At 68.4% G+C, this 15426-nt stretch carries 15 protein-coding genes and 4 pseudogenes; 8 read left to right on the top strand and 11 right to left on the bottom strand.

The annotated features are described in order from the left end of the window. Positions 1–170: 170 nt before the first annotated feature. From QNO09_RS39065 to QNO09_RS39810, 3 genes are read right to left on the bottom strand one after another with little or no spacing between them, the layout of a single operon-like run. Positions 171–605, bottom strand: coding sequence for an SRPBCC domain-containing protein (locus QNO09_RS39065; RefSeq protein WP_283974982.1), 435 nt, complete (start codon positions 603–605; stop codon positions 171–173). A gap of 4 nt (positions 606–609) precedes the next feature. Further along, positions 610–957, bottom strand: a complete 348-nt coding sequence (locus QNO09_RS39060) for an ArsR/SmtB family transcription factor (RefSeq protein WP_283974981.1) — start codon at positions 955–957, stop codon at positions 610–612. A gap of 17 nt (positions 958–974) precedes the next feature. Then, positions 975–1430: a hypothetical protein gene (locus QNO09_RS39810; protein ID WP_349637026.1), complete on the bottom strand. Its 456-nt coding sequence runs from the start codon at positions 1428–1430 to the stop codon at positions 975–977. Here QNO09_RS39810 and QNO09_RS40225 point away from each other — a divergent pair. Further along, complete coding sequence (locus tag QNO09_RS40225) at positions 1366–1734, top strand: RNA polymerase sigma factor (RefSeq protein ID WP_502962419.1); 369 nt, start codon at positions 1366–1368, stop codon at positions 1732–1734. The two genes, QNO09_RS39810 and QNO09_RS40225, sit on opposite strands and share 65 nt — an antisense overlap. Before the next feature lie 97 nt (positions 1735–1831). Here the strand turns inward: QNO09_RS40225 and QNO09_RS39050 are convergent, their stop codons facing one another. Then, positions 1832–2164 (bottom strand): integrase core domain-containing protein, encoded by a 333-nt coding sequence (locus tag QNO09_RS39050; protein WP_502962418.1) that lies wholly within the window; start codon positions 2162–2164, stop codon positions 1832–1834. Beyond that, on the bottom strand, positions 2148–2609 hold the full coding sequence (locus QNO09_RS39045; protein WP_283974980.1) for an IS30 family transposase: 462 nt from the start codon (positions 2607–2609) through the stop codon (positions 2148–2150). Before QNO09_RS39045 ends, QNO09_RS39050 begins: the two co-directional genes overlap by 17 nt. Before the next feature lie 57 nt (positions 2610–2666). Here QNO09_RS39045 and QNO09_RS39040 point away from each other — a divergent pair, with 57 nt between their 5' ends. Then, positions 2667–3869, top strand: a complete 1203-nt coding sequence (locus QNO09_RS39040) for a hypothetical protein (RefSeq protein ID WP_283974979.1) — start codon at positions 2667–2669, stop codon at positions 3867–3869. 116 nt (positions 3870–3985) lie between these two features. Beyond that, positions 3986–6790, top strand: a complete 2805-nt coding sequence (locus tag QNO09_RS39035; RefSeq protein WP_283974978.1) for a beta-L-arabinofuranosidase domain-containing protein — start codon at positions 3986–3988, stop codon at positions 6788–6790. Between the two features lie 578 nt (positions 6791–7368). On the opposite strand, the pseudogene QNO09_RS39030 reads toward QNO09_RS39035, so the two are convergent. From QNO09_RS39030 to QNO09_RS39015, 4 pseudogenes are all read right to left on the bottom strand, one after another. After that, positions 7369–7662, bottom strand: a pseudogene (locus tag QNO09_RS39030) (DDE-type integrase/transposase/recombinase); the annotation flags it as partial. Beyond that, positions 7641–7856 (bottom strand): annotated as a pseudogene (locus QNO09_RS39025) (IS30 family transposase); the annotation flags it as partial. The pseudogenes QNO09_RS39030 and QNO09_RS39025, both read right to left, overlap by 22 nt. Positions 7857–7903: 47 nt before the next feature. Next, positions 7904–8807: pseudogene (locus QNO09_RS39020) on the bottom strand (IS3 family transposase); the annotation flags it as partial. A gap of 89 nt (positions 8808–8896) precedes the next feature. Continuing rightward, positions 8897–9040 (bottom strand): annotated as a pseudogene (locus tag QNO09_RS39015) (helix-turn-helix domain-containing protein); the annotation flags it as partial. A 660-nt stretch (positions 9041–9700) separates the two neighbouring features. Between QNO09_RS39015 and QNO09_RS39010 the strand changes: the two are divergent. The 5 genes from QNO09_RS39010 to QNO09_RS38990 are packed head-to-tail and all read left to right on the top strand — an operon-like array spanning position 9701 to position 13701. After that, a complete protein-coding gene (locus QNO09_RS39010; RefSeq protein ID WP_283974977.1) occupies positions 9701–10012 on the top strand; it encodes a hypothetical protein in 312 nt (103 codons plus the stop codon). Between the two features lie 8 nt (positions 10013–10020). After that, a complete protein-coding gene (locus QNO09_RS39005; RefSeq protein WP_283974976.1) occupies positions 10021–10257 on the top strand; it encodes a hypothetical protein in 237 nt (78 codons plus the stop codon). Further along, entirely contained in the window at positions 10254–11372 is a 1119-nt protein-coding gene (locus QNO09_RS39000) for a radical SAM/SPASM domain-containing protein (RefSeq protein WP_283974975.1), read from the top strand. The genes QNO09_RS39005 and QNO09_RS39000 overlap by 4 nt, the downstream gene beginning before the upstream one ends. A 23-nt stretch (positions 11373–11395) precedes the next feature. Then, positions 11396–12502, top strand: coding sequence for a radical SAM/SPASM domain-containing protein (locus QNO09_RS38995; RefSeq protein WP_283974974.1), 1107 nt, complete (start codon positions 11396–11398; stop codon positions 12500–12502). Further along, the gene (locus tag QNO09_RS38990) at positions 12499–13701 is read left to right on the top strand and encodes a 2OG-Fe(II) oxygenase (RefSeq protein WP_283974973.1); all 1203 of its coding nucleotides are present in this window, start codon (positions 12499–12501) and stop codon (positions 13699–13701) included. The genes QNO09_RS38995 and QNO09_RS38990 overlap by 4 nt, the downstream gene beginning before the upstream one ends. A gap of 57 nt (positions 13702–13758) precedes the next feature. Here the strand turns inward: QNO09_RS38990 and QNO09_RS38985 are convergent, their stop codons facing one another. Continuing rightward, entirely contained in the window at positions 13759–14700 is a 942-nt protein-coding gene (locus tag QNO09_RS38985; RefSeq protein ID WP_283974972.1) for a glycosyltransferase family protein, read from the bottom strand. 41 nt (positions 14701–14741) lie between these two features. Next, a complete protein-coding gene (locus QNO09_RS38980) occupies positions 14742–15377 on the bottom strand; it encodes an SAM-dependent methyltransferase (RefSeq protein ID WP_283974971.1) in 636 nt (211 codons plus the stop codon). Positions 15378–15426: the final 49 nt, after the last annotated feature.

Raw genomic sequence — 15426 nt, 5'->3', positions numbered from 1 at the left:
AGGCACCAGCCGCTCAACGATCCCCACGGGCGATAGCCTACCGAGTCAGCCAAATGAGATGACGTCTTAAGAGCCCATGAGCGCACGTCGGCACCGTCACCGCCGCAGCCGTCGCCATCCGGCTTCGCCAGTGACCGGCCGGACAGCGGCTGGCCCACCGGCTCGGGCGGTCACCCAGCCGTCTCGAGCTGCGCCTCGAGCTCGTCCAGGCACGTCTGCCAGCCTCCGGAGGCGCTGTCGGCGGTCGAGGGATCGGCCATGATGTGCGTGAACACTAGGAGGCAGCCGGCCCCCTCGTCGCGCAGCTCGATCCTGAGGTGATCGTCGAACTCCCGTTCCTTGCCGTCAGGGTCGTGCTCGTCGAAGGCGAACAGCCGCGGCGGGTCGAAGTGGGTGATGGTGGCCGTGTAGACCGTGCCCTCGCCGTCGTCGAAGGCGATCCGACCGCCGGCCCTCGGCTCCAGCTGTGTCACCCGAAACGGATACCACTGGCTCAGATGCCGGGGATCTGTGACGGCCAGCCAGACCTTCTCCCGGCTGTGCTTCAGGTGACGTTCGAACTGCAGGGCAGGCCGACCGTCAATGATGGTGGTGGTCGTGCTCATCGCTTCACTGCTCCTCGGCCGCCTGACGCGGCTGTTCCTCGGGGACGTCGGGCATCGTTTCCAGGTGTTGTTCCAGCACTTCCAGGCGTTCCGTCCACAGTCGGCGATACGGCGCGAGCCAGGCGTCGAGATCAGCCAACGGCTCCGGGCGGAGCTCGTACCAGCGGCGCTGCGCTTCTGCCCGCACTGTGACGAGCCCGGCGTCACGCAGCACCCGCAGATGCTTGGACACCCGCGGCTGGCTCATCTCCAGCTCGTGGGCGATCTCCCCCACGAGACGGGGGCGCCCGAGGAGCAGCCCGAGCATCCGCCGCCGCGTGGGGTCGGCCAATACATCGAAGGGCAGAGACACACCCTCAATATACTCACTCAGTTATATAACTTCAACGGCATGAATATCCCACCTCGGCCGCTCCCGGGCCGGTGGGACTGCGGAATGAACGCGTGTACCACCCCGCGACCGGCCTCAACGGCGATCTGGGGCAGCCGGTCGGCGACATAGGCCCGCACCATCGGATAGGTCACCGCCTCCGCCGCGTGCTCGTCCAGGAGCCGGTCGAAGATCCGCTTGACCGTGCGACGCTGCTTGCGCAGAGCATCCAGATCCGCCCGGAGCATCGCGTCGATTAACGGCTTGTAGGCATCCAGGCGGGTCCCGCGCGGCCGCGGCTTCTTCCACGGTTCCGGCCAGACCGACGCCAACGCAGCCTTGACCTTCCGGAATCCGACTCCATGCTCACGTATCAAGGCCTGGTACGACATGCCGGACCGGGCATCACGGCGGATCGCCGCGTACAAGTCGACCTTGGACTTCGGTGGCGCCATCGCAGCCTTATCCCTCAAGCACGTCAATGCTCCCACCGCAAGCCCCCGGGCGTTGCCAGAACTCGGTTCTGGCACAGATCTTGTCGAATCGCTCCGCAACAGCCGCCTGTTGGACGCCCTCAGCCGGCTTCCTCCTCGCATGCGGCAGGTCGCATGGCTGTGGGCGCTCGGCACTCCCGCCTCCGTAATCGCGCAGCAACTGAGCATCCGCCCCAGCACTGTCCGGGTGCACCTGCATCAAGCACGCCAACACCTCGCTGCTGACCCTCTCGTGGTCTCAATAGTCAGCGAGGCAGGTTCCTGATCAGGCATGCCTCCCGTTGCTTCACCCAGCAACGCATCAAGCGCGCACCTGGGAGGTGATTACAACGTAATGAACCGCTCCGGGATCGGTGGAGGCTCTATGCGTTGACTCCAGCCGCTGGTCGGGGCTGGTGTTGAGCGTAGTGGTTGGTTTCGTGCTCGTGGGGCGGGATGTCTTCGATCGCGGTGTGGAGGCGCTGGTTGTTGAACCAGTCGACCCATTCCGCGGTGCCGAGTTCGACGTCGGCGAGGCCGTGCCAGGGCTTGCGGGGTTTGATCAGCTCGGTTTTGTAGAGGCCGATCTGGGATTCCATGAGCGCGTTGTCCAGGGCGTCGCCGACGGTGCCGATCGAGGCGTCGATGCCGGCCTCGAGGTGGTGTGCCGTGAACGCGAAAGACGTGTACTGGGCGAGTTCAATTGGTCGTTGCAACACCGGGCTGTTGCAGCGAGCGTAGCTGCTCTTCGAAGACCTCGGCCGGTGTCCGCCAACCGAGAACCTTGCGGGGCCGGTTGTTGATCGCCATGGCGACGGCTTCGAGGTCCGTGGACGACCACCGGGAGAGATCGGTGCCCTTCGGGAAGTACTGACGCAGCAGCCCGTTCGTGTTCTCGTTCGTCGGTCGTTGCCAGGGCGAGTGCGGATCGGCGAAGAACACCTTCGTCCCGGTGTCGAGAGCGAACTGGGCGTGGCCGGAGAGTTCCTTCCCACGGTCCCAGGTGAGGGTCTTGCGTAGCTGCTCGGGCAGCTGCGTCATCGACGTCGTGAGCGCCGTGTTCATCGCGGCCCACTCCGTCGGGTAGTTGGGGCGGAGCTCCGCGACCATGCGCACCGCACGCTCACGAAGCTCGGAAGGGTAGGGGGACGGACGTGCCATGACTCGATCCTCTCAGGGAATCGAGCCTCCATCAGACCCGGAGCGGTTCACCTGCTGATGCCGGACGGGGCAACCGGCGGACGGTGGCAGGCGGCCCCGTTCCTCGACCACGTCGCCACCGCCGACCCGGGCGTCGCCCGCGCCTGGCTGAACGCACCGGCCGACAAGGCCGCCCCCGGCGTCCTGCGCGCCCAGAAGATCGCCGCCACCGGCCGCCTCGCCCTTGACGCGCTGCTGGGCCTGGCCGGACGCCACTGGGACGCCGTCGACGCCGCCCAGCTCCAGGCCGCGTTGGCCGGCCCTGATGTCCGGGCCGGGGACGGCGTGGAGGCGGGGGCGACGCTGCGCCTGGCGGCGCGGTGGGCCCGCGCGGTCCCGCGCGCCCAGCGGACGGGGCAGTGGATCGGTGCGGTGGAGGGACTGCTGGCCGGCGCGGTCCAGGCCGAGCACACCGGCCACCTGGCGCTCGATGCGGTCGCCGAGCGGGCCAGGGCCCAGATGAAGGCCGCCGGCCTCCTCGACGGCGGCGACGAGGACGTTGCGGGCGCGGTGGCTGACGAGGCGGCGGGCACGGACTGGGTGGCGACGGAGGAGGAGATGCGCGGGCTGATCACCCTTCAGGTCGCCTCCCGCCTTCCCGTCCACTACGTCGCCATGCTGGTGCGGGAGCTGGCATGCATCGCCTCCCCGGCTCGGCCGCCGCGGCCCCGCACACCGCAACGTCGGCGCCGTCCGGGCGGTCCTGGCCAAACCTCTCGCCCACGCCGTCGAATTGACTCCCGAGCAGGCCCGGCCGGTCGTCTTCCACGCGACCTGGACCAGGTGCGCGTCGGTGACAGCGCGGCGTTCGGCGGGCCGCGGCTGGCGCGTGCCGTGCTGGACGTGGCCGCGGCCGACGCGGACGCCGGCACCGGTCTGGCCCAGCGCACCCGCCACTTCCGGCGCGTGGCCGACCTCGATGCCCGCCTCCACACCCGCCTGATGGCCGCGCACCTCGCCCACCGCCCACCGCCCACCGCCCGCCGGCGCCCTGGACGGGCCCGAGTGGTGGCAGCAGGCCCTCGCGCTCGTCCCGTAGGCCCTGGCCGCCGACCCCGCCCCGCCTCGTCGAGCTCGTCCTCGCCGCCTGTCCGCCCGAGCACGCCGCGCAGCTGCACGCGGGCGTCCGCACAGCCCTGGGCACCCCGCCGCCCTCGAGCCCCGCCGGCGCCCGTCCCACCCGGATTACCGGAACTGAACCTGCCGGAAGCGTTGACGTGATCGCGCCTCAAACCTATCTTCTGGTCGAAGCTCCGTACGTTGTACAGGATTTCGAACAGCCGCGGTCTCCGCCCAGCGAGCCTCGGTCTCCAGCCCTGCGCAGAAACGAGAAACGCATGGCACGCGCCCTCTCCAGACGAACCCTCCTCCAGGCCGCGCTGCTCGCCACGGTGGCGCCGGCGACGGCGTACGCCGCGGCCGGCCGGGCAGCGGCCGCCACGCTGCCGGCGCCCTCCGCCTGGACTCTCCGGCCGTTCGAACTCAAGGACGTCAGACTCGGGCAGGGCATCTTCGCCACCAAGCGCCAGCTGATGCTCGACCACGGCCGCGGATACGACGTGAACCGGCTGCTCCAGGTCTTCCGCGCCAACGCCGGGCTCTCCACCGGCGGCGCCGTCGCGCCCGGCGGCTGGGAGGGCCTGGACGGCGAGGCCAACGGCAACCTGCGCGGCCACTACACCGGCCACTTCCTGACCATGCTGGCGCAGGCGTACGCGAGCACCGGCGACCAGGCGTACGCCGACAGGATCCGCACCATGGTCGGTGCGCTCACCGAGGTGCGCGAGGCGCTGCGCAACAATCCGCGCATGCTCGCCGTCACCGGCAAGTGGGGCGGCGCGCACGAGAACGTCCGGGGCTCGTACCAGTACATCGACCTGCCGGCCGCCGTGCTCGGCGGTGCCTCGGCGATCACCCTGTCGGTCTGGGTGAAGCCCACCCACGACGCCAACTGGCAGCGGGTCTTCGACTTCGGCAACAACACCACCCGGTACATGTACCTGGCCTCCCGCAACGGGAGCGGGGTGCCGCGCTTCGCCATCACCACCAGCGGCGCGGGCGGGGAGCAGGCCCTCAACGGCACCGCCGCCCTGCCGCTGAACCAGTGGAGCCACCTGGCGGTCACGATCAGCGGCACCACCGGCACCCTCTACGTCAACGGCACCGCCGTCGCCCGGAACACCTCGATGACGCTCAACCCGGCGGCGCTGGGCACCCTGACGAACAACTGGCTGGGCCGCTCGAACTACGCCGACCCGGTGTTCGCGGGCGCCTTCGACGAGTTCAACGTCTACTCGCGGGCCCTCACCGCGGCCGAGATCACCTCGATGCAGACCAACGAGGCCAAGAACTCCTCCGCGGGGCTCGGCAACCTCGCGTCGTACTACTTCGCCGCCACCACCGGCGGCACCTTCGGCGACGCCTCCGGGCGGGGCCTGACCGCCACCCTGCGCCGCACCTGGGGCGGACCCAGCCACCCCGGTTTCCTCGCCGCCTACCCGGAGACCCAGTTCATCGACCTGGAGACGAGGACCAGCGCCGACTACACGCAGGTGTGGGCGCCCTACTACACCGCGCACAAGATCCTCAAGGGCCTGCTGGACGCCTACCTCGCCACCGACGACGCCCGGGCCCTCGACCTCGCGTCCGGCATGTGCGACTGGATGTACTCCCGGCTGTCCAAGCTGCCCGACGCCACGCTGCAGCGGATGTGGGGCATCTTCTCCAGCGGCGAGTTCGGCGGCATCGTCGAGACGATCGTCGACCTGTACACGATCACCCGCAAGGCCGAACACCTCGCCCTGGCCAAGCTGTTCGACCTCGACAAGCTCATCGACGCCTGCGCCGCGAACACGGACACGCTCGACGGCCTGCACGCCAACCAGCACATCCCGATCATGACCGGTTACGTCCGCCTGTACGACGCGACGGGCGAAACCCGCTACCTCACCGCCGCCAAGAACTTCTGGAACATGGTCGTCCCCAACCGCATGTACGGCATCGGCGGCACCAGCACGGGCGAGTTCTGGAAGGCCCGCGGCGTCATCGCGGGCACGATCAGCGACACCAACGCCGAGACCTGCTGCGCGTACAACATGCTCAAGCTGAGCCGCATGCTGTTCTTCCACGACCAGGACCCCAAGTACATGGAGTACTACGAGCGGGCCCTGTACAACCAGGTGCTCGGCTCCAAGCAGGACAAGGCCGACGCGGAGAAGCCGCTCGTCACCTACTTCATCGGGTTGACACCCGGTCATGTGCGCGACTACACGCCGAAGCAGGGCACCACCTGCTGCGAGGGCACCGGCATGGAGAGCGCCACCAAGTACCAGGACTCCGTGTACTTCAAGAAGGCCGACGGCAGCACCCTCTACGTCAACCTCTACAGCCCGACCACCCTGACCTGGTCCGAGAAGGGTGTCACCGTCACCCAGACCACCGACTATCCGAGGGAGCAGGGCTCGACCCTCACCTTCGGCGGGAGCAGCGCCACCTTCGAGCTGAAGCTGCGCGTGCCGTCCTGGGCGACCAGCGGCTTCCGGGTGACCGTCAACGGCACCGTGGTCAGCGGCACCCCGGCCGCCGGCAGTTACTTCACGATCCCGACCCGGACCTGGCGCAGCGGTGACACCGTGCGCGTCACGCTCCCCTTCCGCCTGCGAGTGGAGAAGGCGCTCGACGACCCGTCCCTGCAGACGCTCTTCTACGGCCCGGTCAACCTGGTCGGCCGCAACACAAGCACCAGCTACCTCCAGGTCGGGCTGTACGCCAACGCGGCGCTCTCCGGTGACCTGCTGCCCTCTGTGACACCGGTGGCGGGCAAGCCGCTCCACTACACACTGAGCAGCACCGAGTTCGCGCCCTTCCACGAGGGCACCGAGGACCCGACCCACGCCTACGTCCGGCGTTCCGAGCCCAAGGTCGTCTTCGGGAACACCGACTCCGGTGTCGCCAACCCGGCGAAGTCCGGCGGCACCACGCTCCTGGACGAGATCTGGGCCGGTGCGCCGTTCAGCAACAAGAGCGCGCTCGTGACGAAGGTGCAGTCGACGGTGAACTCATGGGTGTCTGCGGGCCTGCTCCCCCAGGCCGACGGACAGAAGGTGGTCGCCACGGCGCAGAACGCGACCTACGTGGCCTGACGGCGGCCGGATCGGCCTGTACCGGCGATCTGACGGAGCCGGATCCAGCGCGTCCTGGCGGCTCAGCCCGGGCGAGCCGCCGACCGCCCTGATATCGACGGGCGCGCTCGGACACGCGAGCGCGCCGAGTCGTCGTACGCCTCGGCCGGGTCGCGGGGCTGAGCGCAGTTCGTTCGTCCCCATCGGGGCCGGTCCCGGATGGCGACGGACGATGCGCGTCCCCGAGCGGCGCATACGGGGACGCCGAAGATCACCTGATCGCTGACCCACACGGTGTGCGCCCGTGTCGGTGGGGGTGCTGGGCTGTGGGGCAGGGCGTTCATCTGCGGTCATGGGCGACCGGCAACCGGTGCCGGGACCGCTTCGGGTCTCGCCTGAGCGACCGTGAACGGTGCTGAAGGTGTTGTCACGTTGTTGGCTGTGACTGCCTGACGGCGCGTCGGGGCAGGGTGGGCTTGGGAGCCGGGCCTGTGCTCAGGCCGCGGTGGAAAGGCCGGCGAGGGCGTTGTCACGTTGTTGGGTACGTGACGGTCTGACGGCGCGGCGGGGCATGGTGGGCCTGGGGTCCGGGCGTGTGCTCAGGCCGTGGTGGGCTGGTCGGCAGTGCCGGTGATCTGGTCCCAGATCACGAAGCGGACGGTCATTTCGGCGCGGTGGTCGGTGGCTGTCCTGAGGTGGCGGCGGGGCCGGAAGTGGGGTGAGATGCCGCTGAACGCGGACAGGAACCGCTGGGCGCCACCGGTACTGCGGAAGCCCTTCATCGCGCGTTCGCGCTGCCGGGTGGGCTGGTGGCTGTTCTCGGCCCGGTTGTTCAGGCCCTTGTGGGAGCGGTGTTCGACCGAGGGCATGACCTCACGGTGAGCGGCGCCGTATCGCCAACAGCCACCGCTGCCTCTGCCGTCGTCACTCCCGACGCGATCCGCCGCCAGAAGTGGCGCTGCACCGCACGAGACGGCTCCGGCCGACCCGGTGAACGCATCGGCGGTCGCATCGCCCGATCCGCCGCCCACTGCCGTCGCGCTCCCGCAGGCGCCTCCGCCACCTTCTGCTTCCGGTCTCGTCCCATCGCATACCTCCGTGATCAAGGTGTTGCGACGACCAGTTGAATCCGCCCTGGGCTCCGTGATCGGTGTGTATGACCGCCCCGGAGAGGCTGCCGCGAGTCCGTTCGGCGGCGGACAGGGCGTCGATGACGAGGCCGGTGCGCATGTGGTCCGCGATCGCCCAGCCGGCCAGGCGGCGTGAGGCGAGGTCGATGACGGTGGCCAGATACAGGAACTTCCCGCCCTCCAGCGGGAGATAGGTGATGTCGCCGACGTACTTCGTATTCGGCTCACACGCGGTGAAGTCGCGGCCGATGAGATTCGGGGCCTTCGCCGCGGCCGGGTCCGCGACCGTGGTGCGGTGCCTGCGGCGCAAGCGCACGCCCGCCAGACCGGCGGCCCGCATCAACCGCGCGATCCGCTTGTGGTTGACGCGCTCGCCCGCCTCACGGAGCTCGGCCGTGATCTGGGAACGCCGTAGGTGCCGTCCGACTCGCGGTGCACGGCCCGTATCCGGGCGGCGAGGCGGGCGTCGGCCGCCTGCCGGACGGCCCGATCCGCGGCCGTCCGACGCCAGTAATAGAAGCTGGAACGGGCGATGCCCACGATGGTGCACAGCCGCTTCACGCCGTAACGGCGCTGATGGCCGGCGACGAACTGGAAGCGGTTCACCAGCGCGTCTCCCCGGCGAAATACTTCGCCGCCTTCCGCAGGATCTCGCGCTCTTCCTCCAGCTCACGGACCTTCTTCCGCAGAGCTGCGTTCTCCGCCTCCAACGGCGTCGGCGGCTCGGCAGGCACCTCCGCCCGGCGCCCCCGGGGCCGGCTCGCACCGGCCGCTCGGACCCAGATCCGCAGGGTCTCGGGGTTGATCCCCAAATCGGCGGCGACCTGCCTGATCGTCGCCTCGGGCCGCGACTGGTACAGCGCGACCGCGTCCGCCTTGAACTGTGGCGGATAGTTCTTCATGACCACGAGATGTCCGTTCTCAGATCCTCAGGATCCAGTGTCTCGTGTGTCCAGGATCAAGGGTCAAGGCCCGTGTGGAGCGCATGCGGGCGAACCTGCCAGCGGCGGATCCATTTGTGGGCTGTGGCTCGTGAGATGCCCATCTCGGCGGCGACGTGCGCGACGGGGCGGCCGCAGCGGACACGCTCGACGAGCAGCCGCCTGCCGTGAACGGTCAGCCGGGCATTACGGTGGGACACGAAGACCTCCGTGCGGTGAAGACTCGACACCTTCACCACACCGGAGGTCTTCGCCATGATCAAGCCCGGCCGCTGTCAACAACGCTCGTGATCAATACATCTAGCGCGCAGACGCCACGAGCAGACCGACCCGCACCTCGTCGCGGGCTGGGACCCGGATCTGCCGTGTCCGGCACGGAACTCGTCCAGATCACGCTCGCGGACCTCGTGCTGTTGCCGGTCGACGTGCGGGCGAGTCAGGTCCGTGTCTCGTCTGCGGTCAGGACGCGAGTCAGCTCGGCTGTGCCCGGCAGGTGCGGGAAGAACCGGTCGGCGTTCTAATTGCGCTGGTAGGTCGGCTCGTCGAGCACGAGCAGGTGACGTCCCTCCATCACTGGTCATGAGGCTCCTCCCCGCAGGAGGTGTTGCTCAGTCCAGCAGCCTCAGCGCCAGCTCGGCGGGGTCCCGTGACCGGCCCGGGTCGTCCGACGCCTTGCCAATCCGCCTGCACCTTCACCCGCATGGCGCGCCTTCTCCAGCGTGCCGAGCAAGGCGTCGATCACACCTCTAGGAGATGCTTAAGACGTGTGATCAATTGCACCCGCCCGGGTCGAGTCCCTGCTTGCCGACGTGGGGGCAGGCTGACGGGATGGCGCACCACCCCATGTGAGGGAGGCCGTCATGGCTGAGGAGCACGAGAGCATTTCACAAGACGAGGTCGCGGCATTTGTCCGCAAGCTGGAGCAGTGGAGCGCAGGCCTCGATGACAAGGAGAAGGCCTTGCTGCAAGCGATGCTGACTCCGCCCGAGGACATCCAGCAAGACAGGTCGACCCTTGAGGACCGCGGCTTCAAGTTCAACAAGTTCAGCATCGAGGTGCCCCTGGAAAGCCTCCTGTACCGATTCCGGTACGAGCAGGAGGGCCCGGAACAGCGCGTGTACATCAAGGACCCAGGCCCGTCATGGGTGAGGTTCATTCAGCGACAGAGGTGAGGGACAGCATGGAATCGACTTCGACTGTGCAGCCGGACCGGCAGACAACGGCCAGCCTCGCGGCCAAGCTGGTCGACTGGGGCAACACCGAACTCTCCGACAGGGAGCGCGCGATCCTCGTAGACCTCGCCTGGCGGCACACCAGCCTTCACGAGCGCATGCGCATGGACCAGGCGGACGTGTTGGACGCTTCGGAGGAAGCACTCGTCCGTGAACTCGAAACGGAGTTCCGGCGCCCGGAATGACCAGTGTGGAACTCATCGTCAAGGCCACACGCTTGTGCAATCTGCGCTGCACCTACTGCTACGACTGGCGCGTGGGTGAAGGCAACACCATGTCCTTCGGAACTCTTGCACGGCTCGTCGCCAGGACACTCGGCCACCCCGATCATCGTTCGGCCGGGTTCGACTGGCACGGTGGCGAGCCCACGGTCCTTCCCCTCGCTTTCTTCAAGAAGGCGCTGCACCTTCAGGACCGCTTTCGGCAGCCGGGCCAGTTGGTCAGGAACGCCATTCAGACCAACGCCACGCGGATCACGCCGGAGTGGGCGCGGTTCTTCGCGGACAACCATATGGACGTCGGCATCAGCATCGACGGTCCGGCTGCCGTCCACGACCGCTACCGTGTCGACAGGGCGGGTCGCCCCACATGGGCCCGGACCCTCGCAGGGCTCCGGCTGCTGCGGGACCACGGGATCGAGCCAGGCGTCGGGGTCGTCGTGGACAAGGCGGCCCTCGACCTGGGCCCCGCGGTTCTCTTTGACTTCCTTGTCGAGCACGACATCGGCGCCACCGGTCTCAATTTCGTCATGCCGGACGCCCTGGCCAGCGAGGTCGGGCACGGCGACGGACGGCACTACGTCGATCCCGGGCAGTCCGCCCAGTTCCTCATCGGCCTGTACGACCACTGGCGCATGCACACGGGCCCGGATATCCACATCCGGGAACTGGCCGCGCTGGTGGAGTCCTTGCACGGCAGAACGCCTTCGCCGTGCACTCTGGCGGGTCGGTGTTTCGGCGTTGTCTACCGCATCGAACCGAACGGCGACGTCCATCACTGCGACTACTTCGGAGAAGACCCCCGCTATCGCTGGGGGAACATCAACACCGACGAATTCTCCGCCATCCGGCAAAACGCCCAGCTTCACGAGCGGGCCAAGGAGCGCGCCCAAGACCGGGAGCGGATGCGGTCCTGCGCCGAATTCGACGTGTGCCATGGATGGTGCCCCCACGTACGGAACACCTCACGTCAGCACTACGCGGAGCATCGCGAGGACTGCTGCGGTCTGCGCCCCCTCATCGCACACATCCGTGCGAACCCGCCGCTGAACACCGAAGCGGCTCCGGCCACATCAGGTTGACCGACCCCAGGGAGAACAGCGCGATGCGCGACGTCGGGCTCATTGTCAAGGTAACCCGCCTGTGCAATCTGCGGTGCACGTACTGCTACGACTGGCGGTCGGGACCGGACCAGAGGATGCCGTTCGAAGTGGCCGCACGCATGACGGCCGCGGCACTCACCGACCCGGAGCACCGAGGGGTCGAATTCCTCTGGCACGGCGGTGAGCCGACCTTGGTCCCGATCCAGTACTTCGAGAAGGTGATGGCGGTACAGGCGCGTTTCAGCCGCCCGGGGCAGCCCATCGTTAACTCGATCGCAACGAACGCTGTTCACATCAACGACAAGTGGATCGACTTCTTCCGCCGGTATGAGTGGCACGTCGGCATCAGCGTGGACGGCCCGCGCGAGGTCCACGACGCTCAGCGTGTGGACGCGGCCGGCCGGCCCACTCTCGAACGCGCACTGCGTGGCTACGAGAAGCTCCGTGCCGAGGGGCTCGGTGTCGGAGTCATCTCGGTGGTGGACCGGCGGACACTCGCCCTCGGCCCCGACGTACTCTTCGACTTCATGGAGGAGGTCGGTATCCGTGACTACGGGATCAACTTCGCCATGCCCGAGCCTCAGCCTCACGCCCCGTCCGGCACCAGGGTCGATCACTACATCACGACCAAGGAGCGCACGGAGTTCCTCATCGGTCTGTACGACCGGTGGCGGGCTTACGGTGACCAGGGCATCGTGATCCGAGAGATCGCCACGGTGCGGAATCGGTTGCAGAAGACCCGCGGCGGCTCCTTGCCGTGCACATTCGCCGGCAACTGCTTCGGGAACCTGTACACGGTCGAAGCCAACGGCGATGTCAACCATTGCTGCTACCTGCTGGGCGACCCGCGTTACCGGTGGGGCAACATCATGCGCCAGGACTTCTCCGACATCCGGCGGAGCCCGAACATGAACGTGATCGTCGCCGAGCGGGATGAGGAAGAGGCGTCACTGCAGCAGTGTCCCGAAGTCGAGGTGTGCCGGGGAGGGTGTCCGATGGAGACGTACATGGCCGCGCGCCATGACCCCGAACCTCTTGGCGGATGCTGCGGGCAAGCCGATTTCATCCGTCATGTCCGCGCGCACCCCGTGGTGGCCGAGCGGACATGACCAGTCAGAAGCGAGATACGACGGCCGCCTCCCGTGCTGGCTCCTCTCTGCTTGAGCGGGAACCGTATCCGCACGCTCTTCTCGACGAACTCCTCGACGAGAACATTGCGGCGCAGATCCTCGACTGGTTCGAGGAGCGGGGCTCTTGGACCGTCGAGCGCACCGGTCTCTACGAGCAGTATCGCTGCGTGAACATCCTTGACCTGCTCTTCGCCCACTCGGCCGGCCTCAGCCCGATGCTGCTGCGCGTGGCCGACCGGCTGGAGGAGGTTTTCGGCCGTCCGGTCGAGCGGCGGCGCATCGAGGCCGGCGCGCACAAACTGGTGGCGGGGCAGTACATCAGGACACACACCGATGTGCCGCACGATCTCACCGAGACCCATCGGGCGGTCATCTCGTTCGCGTCCCCTGCTGCCCCGGTCACGGGGGGAGAGCTGATGCTCCAGCGCTCCCAGTCCTCCTTGGACGACGCCGTGCGTGTTCGGGCAGTGCACAACCGCACGGTGTTGATGGAGTTGTCCGACGTCTCGTTCCACTCCGTCCTCCCGGTGCAGAGCGGTGTCAGGTACAGCCTGGTGTTGTCGTACTGGGCCGCGGATTTGCGCGAGAAGCTGCACCGAGGCTGGCACGCGAAGGCCGTCCCCGCCCGTCTCCTGGACTTCCTGGAGCGGATCGGGGCTCACGAGGTCCCGCACGTCGGTCGGCGGGCCGCCGTCTCCGGGCGCCGGGCGCGCAGGCGACCGCTGTCCGACCACCTGCTCGGCACACATGCGATTTTGAGGTCCTGGGGATGCGACCCCGACGTGTGCGCGGCCGGGCTCTTCCACGGCGTCTACGGGCCGCTCGGCCTCGGCACCGCCCTTCTGTCCCCGGACGCCCGGGCCCCGCTGCGGGAAGCCATCGGTCCGAAGGCCGAACAACTCGTTCACCTCTACACGGTGCTCGACCGGCGTACCGACCGGCCTGCTCCCGACGGTCGTTTCGTCGCCAGCGTCCTCGGGGAACCGGAGGACGCCGAACTGGACGGCAGCACCGTGGCGGGTGTCTTCCTCATCTCCTGGGCCAGCCTGCGCGAGCAGGTTCCCGACGTCGAACTGTCGGTCGCCGAGGTGGACGAGATCCTGGGCCGGCTTGAGCTGTTCGGATCTCTGGTTCCTCCTCGCGCGGCCGCGGACCTCACCTCGACGCTCTGTTCGTGAGGCCGGGCGGCCCGCCACGGGTGTGCCCGGTGCCGACTGCCGCCGGCCGCCGGTGTGTCAGATGGGCTGCCAGCCCGGCAGGCCGCCGTCGTAGTGATCCCTGAGACGGGTACCGGCATACTCGGCGGCCACCCGCACGTGCTCGCGGAGGAGTTCGACGCCGGCGTAGTCGTCGCGCGCATCGGCCGACCACGACATCTGCCCGAGGTGGCGGAACTTCGCCGCGACAGTAGGAGGGAACGGCTTCCACGGCAGTCCCTCCCGCTGCAGCCGCTCGAACAAAACGGCTGCGGTGTCGTAGAAGGCCGCCGACGGGAAGCCGTCGAAAGCGGACGGATCGAGGACGTGGTGGCGTGCACGCGAGTACCACCGCTCCTCCTCACGCGGATCGCCGAACCGCAGGGCCTGGCGGAAGGGGACGCCGAGCGCGCGGAACACGTCGGTGCGCAGCAGGAGCAGGTACGTGGCGAGGCGGTCCCGGCAGGGAAACCGGCCGGGTTCGAACTCGCCGACGGCTGCCAGGCCCTCGGCGTCCGCAAAACCGACGAGGTCGCCGAGCCATCCCGGGGACAGGAACTCGACGTCGGAGTCGAGCAGCAGGAAGTACGGGGTGTCCACCTGGGGCGCGAGCCAGTCGAGAGCGGTGGAGTGCTGGCAGAGCTCGCCGTCGTCCGGGACCACGATCTCCACCTCGGTCCTGAGCCTGTCGAGCACGGACCGCTGTCCCGCCGGGCACTCGGCGACGAGCGCGTCCAGGTCCCTTCGCAGCTTCTCCAGCGTCCTGCGCGCTTCCGCCGCCTCCTCCCGGGCCCAGCGTCTGCGCTCCTCCAGGGAGAAGACGGTCAGCCAGTCGAGTCGCCGCAGATCGTCCAGCGTGCCGTCGGTGGACCCGTTGTCGGCCACGAGCACGCGGACGGGTTCGGGAGTACGGCGACGGAACGACGCGTACGTCAGACGGGTCGCCAGACGTGCGTTCCTCGTCGCCCCGATCACCGTCACGCGTGGGTCCGCCGTCCCGCACCGCAGGCTGCCCCGGTGCATCACAGCCGTGTCCGTTCGAGGCCGAGGGTCAGTGCGTCGAGGTCGTGCCGAACCGTGAGGCGAACGGTCGTGCCCGCCCTCGCCGTGACCGGGGTGGGGAAGGTCTGCACCGCCTGCTCCCAGTGGCTGGAACCCGCACTGTGGTTGCTCACCCTGATGCCGTTGCCGAGGTCGAGTTCGAACCACATGACGAGGGCGTGCGCGATCCCGTCCGTGGTGACGGGGACCGTGAGGTGCCGGGTGCGGGGAGCGAGTGGCTCATCGAAGTCAAAGTCGAGGAGCCTGAAGGCCGGAGCCAGAACGGTGTGGGCATGACAGCCGATGCGGGCCGGGAAGTAGCCCCGGGTGCTCGCGACGTTGAACGGGCTCAGGTCGAAGCCCTCCACGACGCCCACCTGGTTGAGCCCGTGGAGGCTCTCGCTCTCCACGAGCTGTGCCCAGAGGCGGCCGCCGCGGGGAACGAGGCGTGTGGTGGTGGAGATGAGCTCGCGGTGGGCGTGATCGAGGGCGCGCAGGGCCGACTCCCCGATCAGCCCGCAGTCGAAGATCTCGGCGGTGACCACGTCCGGTTCCCTGGGCAGGTCGCGACCGACGACGAGTTCGGTGGAGGACCTCGGAATTAGAAGTCGTCTCATTTGGTGAGTCTGCGGTAGCAGATGAGGGTGCAGGCGATGCTGGTGAAGG

It is taken from the genome of Streptomyces sp. 378, assembly GCF_030124145.1.
Taxonomy (GTDB): Bacteria; Actinomycetota; Actinomycetes; order Streptomycetales; family Streptomycetaceae; genus Streptomyces.
Note: the sequence above shows the minus strand (reverse complement) of the source record. Positions and strands in the feature narration are given on the sequence as shown.